We start from the raw sequence: 15,035 nt of genomic DNA, 5'->3' as shown, positions 1-15,035 counted from the left end.
TTGTGCCTTGTTAATTCTTAATTATATTTAGAATATGAAGCATCTGTTTTCAAATATTAAGGGTGATGCATTCGGAGGAATAACTGCTGGAATTGTAGCACTTCCTTTGGCTTTAGCTTTTGGAGTGTCGTCTGGTCTTGGTCCTACAGCCGGGCTTTATGGTGCGATTTTTATTAGTTTCTTTGCGGCTCTATTTGGAGGTACTAATACTCAAATTTCCGGCCCCACCGCTCCTATGACAGCCGTTAGTATGGTGGTTATTGCCGGTATTATTGCTACTAACGATGGTAATGTGTCTAAGGCATTGCCAATAATTTTAAGTGTTTTTTTGCTTTCTGGTTTTATGCAAATTGGGTTAGGCGTTATGGGTCTTGGACGGTATATTCGGTATATACCTTATCCTGTTGTGTCAGGATTCATGACCGCTATTGGAGTTATAATTATACTTACTCAAATATTACCGTCTTTAGGGTATTATCCCAAAGAAGATGATGAGTTTGTGGAACGCTTTAAACCGCATGCCGAAGAAATTATCCTTGAAAACATATTAAAAGAAGAAGCGGGAGAAGGTATTTTAGTTCTTGAAGATTTTAAAATTACCATCGAGCGATCGTCAACAGTAACACCTCACGATATTTTGGTTGAATCTCAAACCCTGGCTTCAAAAAAAACATCGGGTGCTTTAGGGGCGATAAAAGCACTACCCAGAGCCATTAATAATGTGGATTGGTTGGAACTCATTTTGGCTTTTGGAACCATTTTTATTATTTATGGATTTAAACGAATAACCACAGCGCTTCCAAGTACTTTAGTGGCCCTTGTTATCATGACTAGTATTGCTGTTATATTCGGTTTGGATTATCGCCCTATAGAAACCATCCCTAAAGGCTTACCCATTCCCAATTTAGAAATTTTTACAACCTTTAGTTTTCCTAATCTTACACCTTATATTTTTACAGCCCTTACCTTAGCGCTTTTAGGGGCTATAGATTCGTTGCTCACCAGTGTGGTAGCCGATAATATGACTAAAACCAAACATTTACCTAATAAAGAGTTAATTGGTCAAGGTATTGGTAATAGTATCGCGGCTGTTTTTGGTGGCATTCCTGGCGCTGGCGCTACAATTAGAACGGTTGTAAATATTTCTTCGGGAGGAAAAACGAAACTTTCAGGTATGATTTCTAGTTTGGTTCTTCTTGTAATTTTACTAGGTCTTGGTCCGGTGGCTTCTAGAATTCCAGCGGCTGTATTGGCCGGTATTTTAATTACTGTTGGTATTGGTGTGATGGATTTTAAAGGGTTGAAAGCCATTCCTAGCTTACCGAGGGATACCAAATTCGGACCTTTAAGAGTAAGTTCTGAAGTGATTATCATGTTTGTTGTACTCATACTATCAACATTTTGGAATTTGGTATATGCGGTTGGTATTGGGCTCATTATAGCTTCCTTAATGTTTATGAAAAAAATTGGCGATTTAACTGCCGAACGTTCCGATTTAAAACCACTTAAAGAAGAAGCCTGGGGCGATGAGGTTCATTTTCCTGAACATTTAAAAGAAGACGTTTTTATTAAACACATAAAAGGGCCCTTGTTTTTTGGTAGTACTAGCGATTTTCAGCAACTAATATCTCAAATACCAAATTCTGCGACTAAAGTAATAATCCGTTTAGGTCGAATGCAATATATGGATCAATCGGGCTTGTATGCTATGGAGGATATGCTTCAAGATTTAAATAAAAGAGGTGTTTTAGTGTTGTTTGTAGATATACAAAAACAGCCCAAATATATGATGGAACGTATAGGTATCATTCCGCAATTAATTCCTAAAGCACATATTTTTAAGGATTTTAAAAAGTGTATGCGATGGTTGCAAAAAGATTAACTCTAGGGCGACTCAAGGAACATTACTAAAGCGGGAAGGATTTTTAAGTGATCTCAAACCAGCCGATAATTTTATTTGCTGCTTACAGGTAATAAGCGTCACTTAATTTCTGAATTAATCTAACCATGAAATTAAAATTCATACCATAATGAAATGGTATTACCATTTACGCCAACATTGTCGCTATGTGGTAAAAAGACATTCCTTAAATATGTTAAACCTAAGGCGTGGCCATTTCGTATCTTCTTTTTTATGGTTAAATTAAATTCACGCGAACTAGGAAATCTCTCATTGTTTATTGGGTTTTTTAAGAAGTACCATTCATATCCTGTATTCATACTCCAGTTTGGGTTATTAAATTTGTAAGCGAGTTCTATTCTTAAACGTGCTCTAAAATAGTGGACGTGTTTTGAAATAAAGAAATTTTTAGATTCAACCTTACTGCGTTGACTAATTGCTAGGTTAGATGTAATGGGTAGTTTAAAGTCTGCACCTAGTGCAGGGCTTAACTCGTAAAAATCTCCCAGTTTAGGATCGAACCTATAATTGTTAGAAATACCAAAAAGAAGTGTTACATGTTTGCCAAAATGCCTTGATATTCCCCCGCTTAAACCTATTCGTCGCCATTTGGTAAGTTGGTATGCGTGTTTATAATTACTTTCTATATTAATTACCCACAACTCCTTAATCTTAAAAGTTTTGTGTACTCCAAATTCTCCAAAAAATTCAGTCTGAGCCATGGAATTTTTAGTTAAAAATATTTCAAGAATTACGGCTAAATAAAATCGAAATCTGTGCCACAACATATAACCAGTAATTTAATCATTTTTATTCAATCCTGTCCTAAACATTTTTGATCTAATCAAAAGTCAACGATTTTACTGGTAATTAGCCATGTTTTTTATCTTTTTCAAAAAAGAACCCCTTGTGTATAATTTTGTTTGGGGGGAGGCCGCTCGTTAAAAGGGCTATCAATCCATTTTTGCAAATCCACTTTGACAAAAAGGTTAAGTCTTATAAAAGCTACTAAATTGGACAAGTACCAATTATATTTTGCATTTGGTTTTAAGGCTTTTAGGATGAGTATAGTAATAAGAGCCGTCCATATTTGTATCATTACGGCATTTTCAGAAGTTCCTATAAACGATTTAATATGTAGCTGTTGTTTGATGTCTCTAAAGAATATCTCAATATCCCATCTAGCTTTGTAGAGTTGGCTAATTGTGTTTGCTGTCTAAGACATTTGGTTGGTAATAAGTTCTATTTCCTGGTTATTTTTATCGTCCCATACAGCTATTCTACGTAGCTTCTTTGGGTATTTTGTTTTTGATTTAGCCCCTGTTAGCTCAATGATTTCATCTTTTAAAACATGATGATGTCTATTTTCTGGCAATTCTTTTTCTTTAATACTCTTAAATTGGATGTTTTCTTTGTGCCTAATTACAAAAAACACTTGGTTGCTGTCCCAAACGTTAAGTAACGAAAAATCATTATAAAATCGATCTGCGACAATAACCGAACGGCTAATCAAAGGAATATCGTAAGCTCCTTTATTATCTGCTGTTTTACCATCGCTAATATTTACAAAGTGCGGTAAATTACCATCATAATCAAGCAAGGTGTGCATTTTTACAGCTCCTTTGTGGGTTTTGTATTTTGCCCAATCAAAGAGACTTAAACATAGACTTATCGTTGTAGAATCTAATAGAAATATCTTGGATTTAATTTTGAATTTAACACGTTTTAAGTGAGGGTGCTGTCCAAAACTTTTTAAAAGAACATAGTAGTAATCTCGATAAAGCGTCCAGTCTCGATGTTTGTTTTGATAGCTTATCGTTGATTTAGAAGGTGCTTTCTGTATGCCTAAATGATTAAGGTTTCCTGTGGCAGAGCGAAGTCCATTACTTATATCTCGGACGGATTGACTTTTTGCAAATTGACAAAACAACATGGAGACTAAATGTGTCCAACTATTAAATCCTTTTTGATGTTTATCTATTCCCTTGGCTTTTACAAGTTTAGAAAAACTAGAACGGTCTAATTTGGAGATTATCTGAGAGAACAATGTTATATTTGTCATGGAGAAAGGTTGTTTTTTGTTGTGCAACTCAAAAATAATATTTTGAGATACAAAATCCCTTTCTCTTTTTAAGCGTTTTGGACGCTATTGATTTTTATTCTTAAAATATTAGCTAGCTTTCAACTTTTCATCATATTTTTAACTGATTAGTAATCAAAATTGACTTCAATATGTTCAACTTAACAAATCAATTTATATTGCTTTTCAGAAAGCCTCGAATGACTGCTATGTTTTCAGTCAAAATTAATTATTCTGGTTTTCTTAATGAGCGCTTTCAATAACAATGAATTTATAAAGCTCAAGGTTTGAAATTCCTCCTGTGTTTTATTATTTTGACGACATAGTTTTAATACAAAAGGCTTTGAAACAGGTTACTGAAATGACTTGAGTTTCTAGAGATACAAAAACAAAACACACATATATAATGAAGCATATGGGTATTATGCCATAATTAATTCCTGAAAAGTTTATGTTAAGAACTTTAAAATGTATGTATGAGAGACAAAAAGGTTCGTTTTTTGAATAACCTAAGCTTCATTGTTAAGAAAGGAAGATTTTTTATTCGGACTTTCATCTGTTGTTTCGTTTTTATCCTGCTTTTCAGTTTCCGCCATAATGCTGGGGTATATGAGTGGCACCATGGATTTTACGGGCTCGTATAATAGGGAATCTTCAACTGTTGCTTTATCAAGAAAAGTGATCGGGTTATTCATGCGGTCAAATATATTTAGTATAACACTAAGTATTAATGCGATTTTTAAGGCTCCAAATACCCCTCCTAATAATTTATTTAAAATGCCTAAAGCAGCGAAATTGGCTAACTTTGTGAGGGCTTTTCCTGCAAGAGCAATAGCCAGAACGATAACAATAAAAGTGATGGCAAAGGCACAAATAGTGATGGTGTTTTCCTCCCAGCTGGTTAATGTTTTTAAGTAATCGGCAGCATAATTGCTAAAGTGAATCGCGCCATAAACTCCTGCGATTAATGCGATTAGTGAAGCCACTTCTACGAAAAGTCCTTTCATAAATCCGCGAACCAATCCAAACAAGATTAAAGCTCCTAAAACAATATCAATAACGCCCATAAATGTTAATATTTTTGTAAATATAAAATAATTTCTGCCCTTTTTAAGGTAGAAGAACTCAAGTATTCAAGCCATTGCTTAACTTTGGCAGCAAAATCATGGTAGCGCTTAGTGTTTATTTAAGCCTCGTTAAAATAACAACAAACATGTCAAGAGATGAACAATTAAAGGAGCGATGGAATGTGGTAGTTACAAAACTGTCTGATCAATTTGCCGATGGAGACCCTTTAGATCTCGATGCGATCATTTATTTAATTGGCATACAAGAATTGGGGCAGCTTGATCGTACTTTTAAAAAAGATCAAAAGCTCGATTTAATGCATATTGCTATTTGTAAATTACTTACCCCTTACGGGTATTATGAACTTGATTTTGTGGATGACGAAGGTTGGCCTCATTATAAAGTTCTTGAAAACCTTCCGCACTTAAAGGCTGGAGAGCAAAGCGTGTTAATGAAAGAGGCTATTGTTAATTATTTTTTAGAAACAGAATATATCAATTGAACAAATATTGGGCGTCTGCCTGCTAGTTAGCAGGTTAGCTTTTCGATAACTATCGGGAGGTTGTACTTTTTTTTCCAATTTTTTTATTGAGAACGCTTAAAAAGGATTTCCTCTTAAAATGCTCTGCATTCACGATTTTCATATGATAAAAATTAAAAAGCAATGCGTAATCCCTAACGCAAATCGCGAAAAAGTAGTAAATTTGCGTTCATTTTTGAAATGACGATATGATAGATAAAATAAAAGACCTAATTGCTGAAGCAGAAGCTTTTGAAGCAAAAACCAAAGAAGAGGTTGAAGCATTCCGTATTAAATACTTAGGAAAGAAAGGTTTGTTAAATGACTTTTTTGCCGAATTTAAAAATGTAGCAAACGACCAGAAAAAGGAGTTTGGACAAACCATAAATAAACTTAAAAAAACGGCTGAAGATAAAGTAAACGCTTTAAAGGAAACTCTGGAGAGCACCGAAGAAGTTAAGGGAGTATATGGCGATTTATCGCGCCCAGGTGAGCCTATTCATATTGGTGCACGTCATCCTATTTCTATTGTTAAAAATCAAATTATAGACATATTTTCACGTATTGGGTTTAACGTTAGTGAGGGACCAGAAATTGAAGATGATTGGCATAACTTTACGGCCTTAAACTTGCCAGAGTATCATCCAGCACGTGATATGCAGGATACCTTTTTTATTCAAACCAATCCAGATATTTTATTGCGTACGCATACCAGTTCGGTACAGGTGCGTTATATGGAAAATAATAAACCGCCAATTCGAACCATTTCGCCTGGACGCGTGTATAGAAATGAAGCTATTTCGGCACGTTCACACTGTTTTTTCCATCAGGTGGAAGGTTTATACATTGATAAGGATGTGAGTTTTGCCGATTTAAAGCAAACACTTCAACATTTCACTACAGAAATGTTTGGCAAGAGTAAAATTCGTTTACGTCCTTCTTACTTTCCGTTTACAGAACCAAGTGCTGAAATTGATGTGTATTGGGGATTGGAAACCGAAACCGATTATAAAATCACTAAAGGAACGGGCTGGTTAGAAATTGGGGGTTGTGGTATGGTAGATCCTAATGTATTAGAAAATTGTAATATCGATACTAACGAATATTCAGGTTTTGCTTTTGGTGTAGGGATTGATCGTATTGCTATGCTATTACACCAAATAGGAGATATTAGGTTGTTAAGTGAGAATGATGTACGTTTCTTGGAGCAATTTAAAAGTGCGCTGTAGCTAACGGTTTTTATATAGAATAGACCATTAAAAAATCTTATTTGGTAGTTGTCAGGCTAAGCTTGTCAAATAGCAAATAGTTTTATGAATGTATTGAGATCTTTGGAGATACGCATTATAGCATAGAACGTAACTTTTTTAAATGGTCTGTTTTTTTTTGATTTATAAACTTAAGAATTTAGTTTAGAATTACAAACTCAATACGCCTATTAGCTTGTAGATCTTCTTTCGAGCAGTGGTCTTTACAATCGATAATAGGCTGAGATTCGCCAAAACCATGAGATTCTAATCGGTTTTTGTCAATGTTTTTGCTAATTAAATAGGCTACGGTCGATTGTGCTCGCTTTTTAGATAAGTTTAAGTTGTAAGCATCACTACCTTTATTGTCGGTGTGGGCATTAATTGAAAGCTTCATATCCGGATTGTCGTTAAGTATTTTTACGACTTTATTTAAAGTGACATACGATTCTTCTTTAATGTTCCATTTATCGAAATCAAAATAGATGTTTTCCACCATAATTTTGGAGTCCTTTATAATTGGCGCAATGGTTTGTAAAGGGATGTCTTTTTTATAGACATATTTATCTAAAGGTTTATCGGAAGTAAAAAGCTCTTGAGAGCTCATAAAACCATCTTTTACTGTAGTGATGCTATAATCTGTAAAAGGTTCCACAGCAAATTTATAAGAGCCATCGGCAGCACTTATGGTTTTGGAAATTTCTAGCCCGTCATCATCATATAATGTGAGTTGTGCATTAGGGAGTTTTATTTTGGTTTCCGCATCTAAAACTGTTCCTGTTAAGGATTGTGTGACTTCAAAAATATTAACGATATAAACATCATAACTTCCTATGCTATTAGGTTTATTGGAAGTCATATAACCGCGACTTTTGTTGGCCATAAAAAAGGCAATATCATCATCATCAGTATTGATAGTGGTTCCTAAATTTCTAGGGTCTTTTATGCCTCTGTTGGATATTTTACTTCTAAAAAGATCATAGCCTCCTAAATTTTTATGGCCTTTGGAAGCAAAAAATAAGTAATTGTCCTCTAGAGATAATGCAGGGTATTTTTCATCTTTGGCCGTATTTACTTTACTACCTAAATTTTTAGGCGTGTCTAAGGTGCCATCTGGTTTAATGTCCGATACATATAAATCAAAACCACCGTAACCATCTGGATAGTTGGCGGCAAAATAGAGCTTATCACCAGCATGATTTACAAAAGGTGTTTCAATAGATACACCAGGTTTATTAATGCTTAAAGTGATGTGATTAATCCAGTTTCCATTTGAGTTTTCTTCTAAATCAGACTTATAAATTTTATACTCTAAAGAGTTTTCGTTTGAACTCCTTGTGTAATATGCCGTTTGTTCATTTTTTGAAAAGCTAATTTGATCTTCACTAAAATGGGTGTTTAATATTCGAGAGTATGACAGTGGTCGGCTTATTAATCCAGTATGGTTATCGATATCTAAACAGTATAAATCTTTATAGGCTTCATTGGTATTTGGGTCAATTTTAGATAATCCTCCAACCCTTTTAGCAGAAACCATGATAAATTTCTTCCTGAAAAATCCAGATCCAATATCTGAAAATTCAGAATTCGAATAGGTAGGTGAAATTTCAAAATGAAATCCGTTTTCACCAATGTAAGTCGAAGAATCTGTGTTTTGTGTTGCAGTATTATTTATGTCCTGGGAAAGAACAATTTGTGTTACAAAAAACAAGAGAAAACAAAGTGTCGTTTTCATAGTATAAAGGTTAAGTATTTGTGCTCTCTTGTAAATATAACCCACTATGATGTTATTATAATAACATATAGATTAAAGGCCGTATAAAACGTTGTGTGTTTTACTAAATAAGAAAAAACCTACACATATTGAAGGTTTAGAACTAAGAGCTCATCAATGTATTCTCTTGTGTTCGAGAGTCTTGGGATTTTGTGTTGTCCGCCCAGCTTATTATTTTGTTTCAGCCAATCGTAAAAAAGGTTTTTACGAGCGATGTTTACTTTAGGTTGATTTAAGGTTATATTGTTGTAACGTTTGGCTTCGTAATCGGAATTTAGCGTTTTTAAAGTACGGTCGAGTAACTCACTAAAATAATGGATATCTGTTGGTGGTGTTTTAAATTCAATTAACCATTCGTGGGCCCCTTTTTCTTTACCTTCCATAAAAATTGGTGCGGCTGTATAATCTACAATTTCCGAATGTGTGGCATTGCAAACTGTTTTTAAGGCATCTTCGGCATTTTCAATAATGAGTTCTTCACCAAAAACATTGATGTGGTGTTTTGTTCTTCCCGATACACGAATGCGATAGGGATTTAAGGAAGTAAATCTTACGGTATCTCCAATTTTATAACGCCATAGCCCGGCATTGGTGGTGATAATAACCGCGTAATTTTTATGAAGTTCTACATCACTAAGAGGAATGGCTTTTTCTTCGGATGTGGCGTAAATATCCATTGGGATGAACTCATAAAAAATACCATAATCCAGCATGAGTAAGAGATCTTTCGAATTATTCTGGTCTTGAATTGCAAAAAAGCCTTCAGAGGCATTATAGATTTCGTAATATTTAAACCCGGAATCTGGAAGAATATTTTTGTATTGATCGGTATAAGGTGTAAAACTAACACCACCATGAAAATACACCTCAAGATTTGGCCATACCTCATGCAAGTTCTTTTTGCCAGTTGTTTCTAAAACATGGTTTAAAAGTACTAACATCCAAGAGGGTACGCCGGCTAAACTGGTAACATTTTCATGTCGGGTTTCGTCTACTATGGCTTGCATTTTGTACTCCCAGTCGCTCATAAGGGACACTTTGTTGCTTGGGGTGCTGCTAAATTCGGCCCAAAAAGGCATATTGTCTATAAGAATGGCCGATAAATCGCCAAATACGGTGCCGTTTTCTTTGTACAACTGTTTGCTGCCGCCTAGTCGTAAACTTTTGCCTCTAAATAATTGTGAGTCTTCATTGTTGTTTAAATACATACACAACAAATCTTTGCTTGCGGCGTAATGACAATCTTCAAGCGATTCTTCACTAACGGGAATAAATTTACTTTTTGCTCGTGTGGTGCCACTAGATTTTGCGAACCATTTTATGGGCGTGGGCCAGAAAATATTGTTTTCACCATTTCTAGAGCGTTCGATAACATCTTGCCAACCGTCGTAATTTTTAATAGGCACACGCTCGGCAAAAGTTTTGTAGTTTTTTATGGAAGCGAAATCATGTGTTTTTCCAATTTCAGTGTCTTTAGCAAACTGAATCAGGTTCATTAGCAATTCGTTTTGAACCTCATTTGGGTATTTTAAAAACAATTCAATTTGATGAAAACGCTTTTTTAAAAACCAAGATGCAATCGAATTAACTATGGGTATTGACATAATTTATTTTATCTTTAATTTTTTAAAAATAATACTTTTTTTTATGACCTACCAAGGTGTTTTAACAAAAATGGAAACCGAATTTTCAAGTCCCATTCAATATTATTTGGTGTTTGAATCTGATTTTTTAAATATCAATCAGTTGTTAGATAAAACTATTGAAATGACTTTTGTAAAATACCAATGTTTAAACTGTGGTTTGGATCGTCCTATTTTCCGTCAAGGCTATTGTAAATCCTGTTTTTTTGAGGTACCACAGGCGGCCGATTGGATCATGCACCCCGAATTAAGTACCGCACATCTGGATCAGGAGGATCGCGATTTGGAATATGAGAAATCGGTACAATTAAAACCTCATATTGTGTATTTGGCTAACTCTAGCAATGTGAAAGTTGGGGTTACTAGAAAAACCCAAGTACCTACGCGTTGGATTGATCAAGGTGCCCATGAAGCTATTGAAATTGTTGAGGTGCCAAACCGTTATTTAGCAGGGATTACCGAGGTGGCCTTAAAAGACCATGTGGCCGATAAAACGAACTGGCGAAAAATGCTTAAAAATGATATCGAAGATGAAAATTTAGCAAGTTGGAGAGGTCGTTTAGCCGAGTATATTCCCGAGGAAGTTAAACCCTATTTTATAGATAATAAAACAGAAACTCATATTGATTTTCCGGTGATTAAATATCCTGAAAAACCTAAAAGTCTAAACCTTAAAAAGACGCTTCGGTATACTGGGAAATTGGTGGGTATAAAAGGGCAGTATCTTATTTTTGAAGATGATACCGTTTTTAATGTACGTTCTAATGAAGGCCTAGTTGTTCAAATTGCTGTACATTAAGGTAACTACAAAACCTAAAACCCATTTACAAAAACGATGTAAATGGGTTTTATGATAATTATTTATAATGAGACTTATATTTCTTGTTGGTCTCTTAAATTTTGGATATAAGCTGCTTTTTGAACTTGACGACGTCTTTTTACAGATGGTTTTGTAAAGAATTGTCCGTCTCTTAAGTTTTGCATTACTTTAATGTTTCTGTGTTTTCTCTTATAGCGTTTTAAGGCGCGCTCTATGTTTTCGCCGTCTTTTACAATGATTTTTAACATAACTTGTTTTTAATAAATTATAATTTTAATATTTAGAAATTACCCTAAATACGTTTTAAGTACTCTACATTTCGATGCGTGGCGTAATCTGCGAATGCCACGTTCTTTTATTTGTCTAACCCGTTCTCTGGTGATGCCAAAATCGACACCAATTTCCTCTAGGCTTTTAGGTTGCTTAACACTAATACCGTAATAGTAGCGTATCACCTGAGCTTCTTTGTCTGAAAGCGTTTCTAAAGCGCGGTTCACTTCGGCGTTTAAAGATTCTTTAAGCAAATCAGAGTCGGGTGCGTTGGAATCATTCGATTTTACAACGTCATACAGACTAAACGTTTCGCCATCTAATAGAGGTGCATCCATAGATACATGTCTTCCAGAGGCTTTCATGGATTGTTTCACATCGTTAACCGTAAGGTCTAATGTGGTTGCAATCTCTTGAGCGCTAGGCGCTCGTTCATGGGTTTGTTCTAAAAATGAATAAGCCTTATTAATTTTATTTATAGAACCAATTTTGTTCAAAGGTAATCTAACTATTCGAGATTGTTGTGCTAAAGCTTGAAGAATTGCTTGTCGAATCCACCAAACCGCATATGAAATGAATTTGAAACCTCGAGTTTCATCAAAGCGTTTCGCCGCTTTTACTAGGCCAGCGTTGCCTTCGTTGATTAAATCGGGTAGTGTTAAACCTTGATTTTGATACTGTTTAGAAACTGAAACTACAAAACGTAAATTTGCCGTTGTGAGGGTGTCCAAAGCTTTTTGATCGCCTTTTTTGATTTTTTGTGCTAAATCCACCTCTTCTTCGGCGGTAATTAACGGGATTTTACTAATGTCTTGAAGGTATTTGTCTAATGATTTGGATTCTCGGTTGGTAACTTGCTTCGTAATTTTTAATTGCCTCATACAGATTTTTTAAGATTATGTCGAACCAATAACATAAGCTTTTTAAGTCGAAAAACCTAAAAAATCGGCTGTTTGGGCTTAAAATCCTTTAAAAAGTATTAAAATCGTGCTGTTTTAGTGTTTTTTGAAGGATTTTGAACTTTCTAGTGATTTTCTAAAGACTGTCTTGCTCTTTTTTCTTTCCAAAAATTCCGTTGAGCGTATTTTTTATAAGCTTTTCGGAGGGGCTATTATTATTCGAAGCGCTGTCTGTGGTTTTTTTAGACTTTATAATGTCGTTTAAAGTTTTTTGTACGGCATTATTTTGTTCCGTTTTAATGGAATCTGATTTTGCTTTATTGCTCCCAATAACATCGCCAATAAGGTTATTAATTTGTGCTTTTCCGTGGTTTAAAAGTTTTTCTTTTTGAATTTCTAAAAGCTGATTGCTCAAGTTTTTTACACTGCTGGTTATATCTGTTTTTACATCAGGATTCTTGTAATTTCCAGTGATGTTTGCTGTTACAGGAATACTGATATTGTTTACTTTAGGGTCGTCAATTTTTCCTATTAAACGGTTAATGTCGCTGCCTAAATATTTTGCAGGCACATTAAAAACCATGTTATAATCGACCGTATTGTTAAAGCCGTGGGCGCCAGAAATATTGATGTCGATATCTTTATATTTTAAAGTGAAAGGGGACACGCTTACTTTACCATTGGCAAATTCCAAATGGGTTTTTAAATCGTTTAAATTGATAGCTTCAAAATCGATAAAGTCTATGCTTTCATCCAGCTTGCTAATCAATGCACTTTGATCATTGATCATTTTAGTGCTTTGTAATTCCGCGAAAGCGCTACCAGAAACACTGTTTAAATCGGGTGTGAATTCTTTGTTTAAGTTTCCTGAAATGGCAATTTTACTGTTTAATTTACCGTCAAATAACTTAATAACGGGTGCTAAATTTTGAAGTAATTCTAAGCCTTTAAAAGACTGGGCGATATCAAATTTACTGGCATCTAGTTTTACGTTAAATGTAGGGGTTTCAGCTTTTGTTGAGACTTCACCCGAAAGCATTAATTGACCGTCAAATATATTCGAGCTTAAATTTTGTAAGGTAGCTTTTTGATCCTTTACCAGTAGCGTACCCGAAACATTTTTAAGGTTTAAATTGTCGTAAATCACTGTTTTGGCCTTGGCATTTATGGTACAGTCTAAAAAGGCTGGTATTTTTAAGCTTTCAGTGTTAGGATTTGTAGTGGTTTCTTTGGTAGGTTCATCTTCTTCCGTTTCAGTCATAAAATCGCCCACTTTAAAAAGGTTAGAATTCATATCAAATTGGCCTTTTAAAGTGGTATTGCTAAATAAGAAACCTAATAAATTATTAATAGTTCCTGAGGCTTTTAAATCGCTAGATCCTGTTTTGGCTTCGAAAGTGTTTAAGGTTACGGTTCCTGGATTAAAAGTTAATTGCGCTTGACTAATTTCGAGGGGATTTAGTAAGTCTTCCGAGTAGAAGGTAAAACCAGAAAGGCTTGCCGAACCATTACTTTTAACACGCTCGTAAGCGTTGGTTTCAATGGCATTCATGTCGAAAGCTGTATTTATTTGAGCTTTTAAAATACCGCTAAGTTTATGGTATAGGTCTACAGGATATACTTTGGATATGTTAGCTAGGTTTAAAACACCATGCACCTGGGCGTCAACCAACATGTTTTTGGTGAGGTTTTTTACATGTGCCGCTGCTTCAAAAACATCACGATCAATAGTGAAATTTAAGGTGTTTAAGTCTAAATAGGTATCATCTGTTTGCCCAGTGGTATTTTTTATAAGGGCATCAATACTTATATTTTTAACACCTTTTGGTAAATCGGGGTACTGAAATGAGGCATGGTTAGAAACCATACTGATGTCAAATTGAGGAATAGTGGTTTCGGTAAGCTGACCGTTAACCATACCTTTAATTTTAAAATCGCCTGTGGTTTTTACTTGTTCAATACTTTTAGAATAGGTTTCAGGAACGAGCGCTAAAAAGTTTTTAAAATCAGTTTCTGGATTTTCAAAAGTAATGGCGATTTCTTGTCCGTTGTCAAGAAGTTTAACATACCCATCAAAATGTATGGGCAGCTGATTAATTTGGGCTTTGTTTTCCTTGAAAGTGTATTTATTCTGATTTAAATCGACATCAATTAACGCATCAAGCTTTATGCTATTATTGTTTAAATAATTGGTATTTTCAATGTTTAAACTGATATTGAAATGGGTATCTGTGTCTAATTCTGAAACTTCAGAAGTAAAGGTGCCATGACCTTCATGATTGAATTCGGTGATGTGAGCCGTGGTTTTCGAAAGCTCATCAAGGTAGGTAAGTGCGCTATTTTTTATCTGATAATCTTTAATACTGAAGTTGAAATGGGCTGGTTTTTCTTCCGCGGAAGCGTTATCCGAGGCTTTAGTGATATCGTAGTTGTTATTTTCGAATTTATCTGTTTTTAAAGTGATTAAGGCCTCGTTTATATATATTGAATTTATTACGATGGGCTCGTTGTCACTTTTAAAAAGCTCTTTAACCGACATGGTAAACGAAATACTTTTAGCTATGGCTAAAGTTTCGTCTTTAAAGGGGGCGTTATTTATGATCTCTAAATTGCTTAAACTAATTCCTGCTTTTGGAAAATTTTGAATAAAGCTGAGGTTGATATCACTAAATTCAACTTTGGCATTTAAGTTTTGATTAATAGACTGCTTGACCAGCTCTTGTATGCGTCCTTGAAAAATATATGGAATGGCTATAAGAGCTAGGATGATTATAATGAGGATAATTCCAAAAATTTTTAGTGCTTTCTTCATAA

General features: G+C 34.7%; 11 protein-coding genes and 1 pseudogene. 4 read left to right on the top strand and 8 right to left on the bottom strand.

Features of this window, described 5'->3' with window-relative positions; all coding sequences use genetic code 11:
• The first annotated feature begins 34 nt into the window (after window positions 1-34).
• On the top strand, window positions 35-1,882 hold the full coding sequence (locus C1A40_RS05720; RefSeq protein ID WP_102995055.1) for a SulP family inorganic anion transporter: 1,848 nt from the start codon (window positions 35-37) through the stop codon (window positions 1,880-1,882).
• Between the two features lie 131 nt (window positions 1,883-2,013).
• Here C1A40_RS05720 and C1A40_RS05715 read toward each other — a convergent pair whose 3' ends face one another.
• From C1A40_RS05715 to C1A40_RS05705, 3 genes and pseudogenes are all read right to left on the bottom strand, one after another.
• On the bottom strand, window positions 2,014-2,622 hold the full coding sequence (locus C1A40_RS05715; RefSeq protein ID WP_158651295.1) for a DUF2490 domain-containing protein: 609 nt from the start codon (window positions 2,620-2,622) through the stop codon (window positions 2,014-2,016).
• A 170-nt stretch (window positions 2,623-2,792) separates the two neighbouring features.
• Window positions 2,793-3,962: pseudogene (locus tag C1A40_RS05710) on the bottom strand (IS4 family transposase).
• Window positions 3,963-4,489: 527 nt separating this feature from the next.
• On the bottom strand, window positions 4,490-5,047 hold the full coding sequence (locus C1A40_RS05705; RefSeq protein WP_102995053.1) for a CvpA family protein: 558 nt from the start codon (window positions 5,045-5,047) through the stop codon (window positions 4,490-4,492).
• 146 nt (window positions 5,048-5,193) lie between these two features.
• Between C1A40_RS05705 and C1A40_RS05700 the strand changes: the two genes are divergently transcribed.
• Window positions 5,194-5,550, top strand: a complete 357-nt coding sequence (locus C1A40_RS05700) for a hypothetical protein (protein ID WP_102997150.1) — start codon at window positions 5,194-5,196, stop codon at window positions 5,548-5,550.
• A 227-nt stretch (window positions 5,551-5,777) separates the two neighbouring features.
• Window positions 5,778-6,797: a phenylalanine--tRNA ligase subunit alpha gene (pheS, locus tag C1A40_RS05695; protein WP_102995052.1), complete on the top strand. Its 1,020-nt coding sequence runs from the start codon at window positions 5,778-5,780 to the stop codon at window positions 6,795-6,797.
• A gap of 178 nt (window positions 6,798-6,975) precedes the next feature.
• Here pheS and C1A40_RS05690 read toward each other — a convergent pair whose 3' ends face one another.
• Complete coding sequence (locus tag C1A40_RS05690; protein WP_102995051.1) at window positions 6,976-8,550, bottom strand: OmpA family protein; 1,575 nt, start codon at window positions 8,548-8,550, stop codon at window positions 6,976-6,978.
• Between the two features lie 119 nt (window positions 8,551-8,669).
• Window positions 8,670-10,193, bottom strand: a complete 1,524-nt coding sequence (locus C1A40_RS05685) for a GH3 auxin-responsive promoter family protein (RefSeq protein ID WP_102995050.1) — start codon at window positions 10,191-10,193, stop codon at window positions 8,670-8,672.
• A gap of 43 nt (window positions 10,194-10,236) precedes the next feature.
• Here C1A40_RS05685 and C1A40_RS05680 point away from each other — a divergent pair, with 43 nt between their 5' ends.
• Window positions 10,237-11,031 (top strand): DUF2797 domain-containing protein, encoded by a 795-nt coding sequence (locus tag C1A40_RS05680; RefSeq protein WP_102997149.1) that lies wholly within the window; start codon window positions 10,237-10,239, stop codon window positions 11,029-11,031.
• 74 nt (window positions 11,032-11,105) lie between these two features.
• Here the strand turns inward: C1A40_RS05680 and rpsU are convergent, their stop codons facing one another.
• From rpsU to C1A40_RS05665, 3 genes are all read right to left on the bottom strand, one after another.
• On the bottom strand, window positions 11,106-11,300 hold the full coding sequence (gene rpsU, locus C1A40_RS05675) for a 30S ribosomal protein S21 (RefSeq protein ID WP_067146962.1): 195 nt from the start codon (window positions 11,298-11,300) through the stop codon (window positions 11,106-11,108).
• 39 nt (window positions 11,301-11,339) lie between these two features.
• Entirely contained in the window at window positions 11,340-12,203 is an 864-nt protein-coding gene (locus C1A40_RS05670; protein WP_102995049.1) for a sigma-70 family RNA polymerase sigma factor, read from the bottom strand.
• Between the two features lie 154 nt (window positions 12,204-12,357).
• On the bottom strand, window positions 12,358-15,033 hold the full coding sequence (locus tag C1A40_RS05665; RefSeq protein WP_102995048.1) for an AsmA family protein: 2,676 nt from the start codon (window positions 15,031-15,033) through the stop codon (window positions 12,358-12,360).
• Between the last annotated feature and the right edge of the window lie 2 nt (window positions 15,034-15,035).

Origin of the sequence: Tamlana carrageenivorans, from assembly GCF_002893765.1 — a bacterium.
In the GTDB taxonomy this organism is placed as follows: Bacteria; Bacteroidota; Bacteroidia; order Flavobacteriales; family Flavobacteriaceae; genus Pseudotamlana; species Pseudotamlana carrageenivorans.
This window is presented reverse-complemented; position numbering and strand designations above follow the sequence as displayed.

Coding starts and splice junctions, on each gene's coding strand:
- C1A40_RS05720 (WP_102995055.1), top strand. CDS start 35: ATGAAGCATCTGTTTTCAAATATTAAGGGTGATGCATTCGGAGGAATA.
- C1A40_RS05715 (WP_158651295.1), bottom strand. CDS start 2,622: ATGGCTCAGACTGAATTTTTTGGAGAATTTGGAGTACACAAAACTTTT.
- C1A40_RS05705 (WP_102995053.1), bottom strand. CDS start 5,047: ATGGGCGTTATTGATATTGTTTTAGGAGCTTTAATCTTGTTTGGATTG.
- C1A40_RS05700 (WP_102997150.1), top strand. CDS start 5,194: ATGTCAAGAGATGAACAATTAAAGGAGCGATGGAATGTGGTAGTTACA.
- pheS (WP_102995052.1), top strand. CDS start 5,778: ATGATAGATAAAATAAAAGACCTAATTGCTGAAGCAGAAGCTTTTGAA.
- C1A40_RS05690 (WP_102995051.1), bottom strand. CDS start 8,550: ATGAAAACGACACTTTGTTTTCTCTTGTTTTTTGTAACACAAATTGTT.
- C1A40_RS05685 (WP_102995050.1), bottom strand. CDS start 10,193: ATGTCAATACCCATAGTTAATTCGATTGCATCTTGGTTTTTAAAAAAG.
- C1A40_RS05680 (WP_102997149.1), top strand. CDS start 10,237: ATGACCTACCAAGGTGTTTTAACAAAAATGGAAACCGAATTTTCAAGT.
- rpsU (WP_067146962.1), bottom strand. CDS start 11,300: ATGTTAAAAATCATTGTAAAAGACGGCGAAAACATAGAGCGCGCCTTA.
- C1A40_RS05670 (WP_102995049.1), bottom strand. CDS start 12,203: ATGAGGCAATTAAAAATTACGAAGCAAGTTACCAACCGAGAATCCAAA.
- C1A40_RS05665 (WP_102995048.1), bottom strand. CDS start 15,033: ATGAAGAAAGCACTAAAAATTTTTGGAATTATCCTCATTATAATCATC.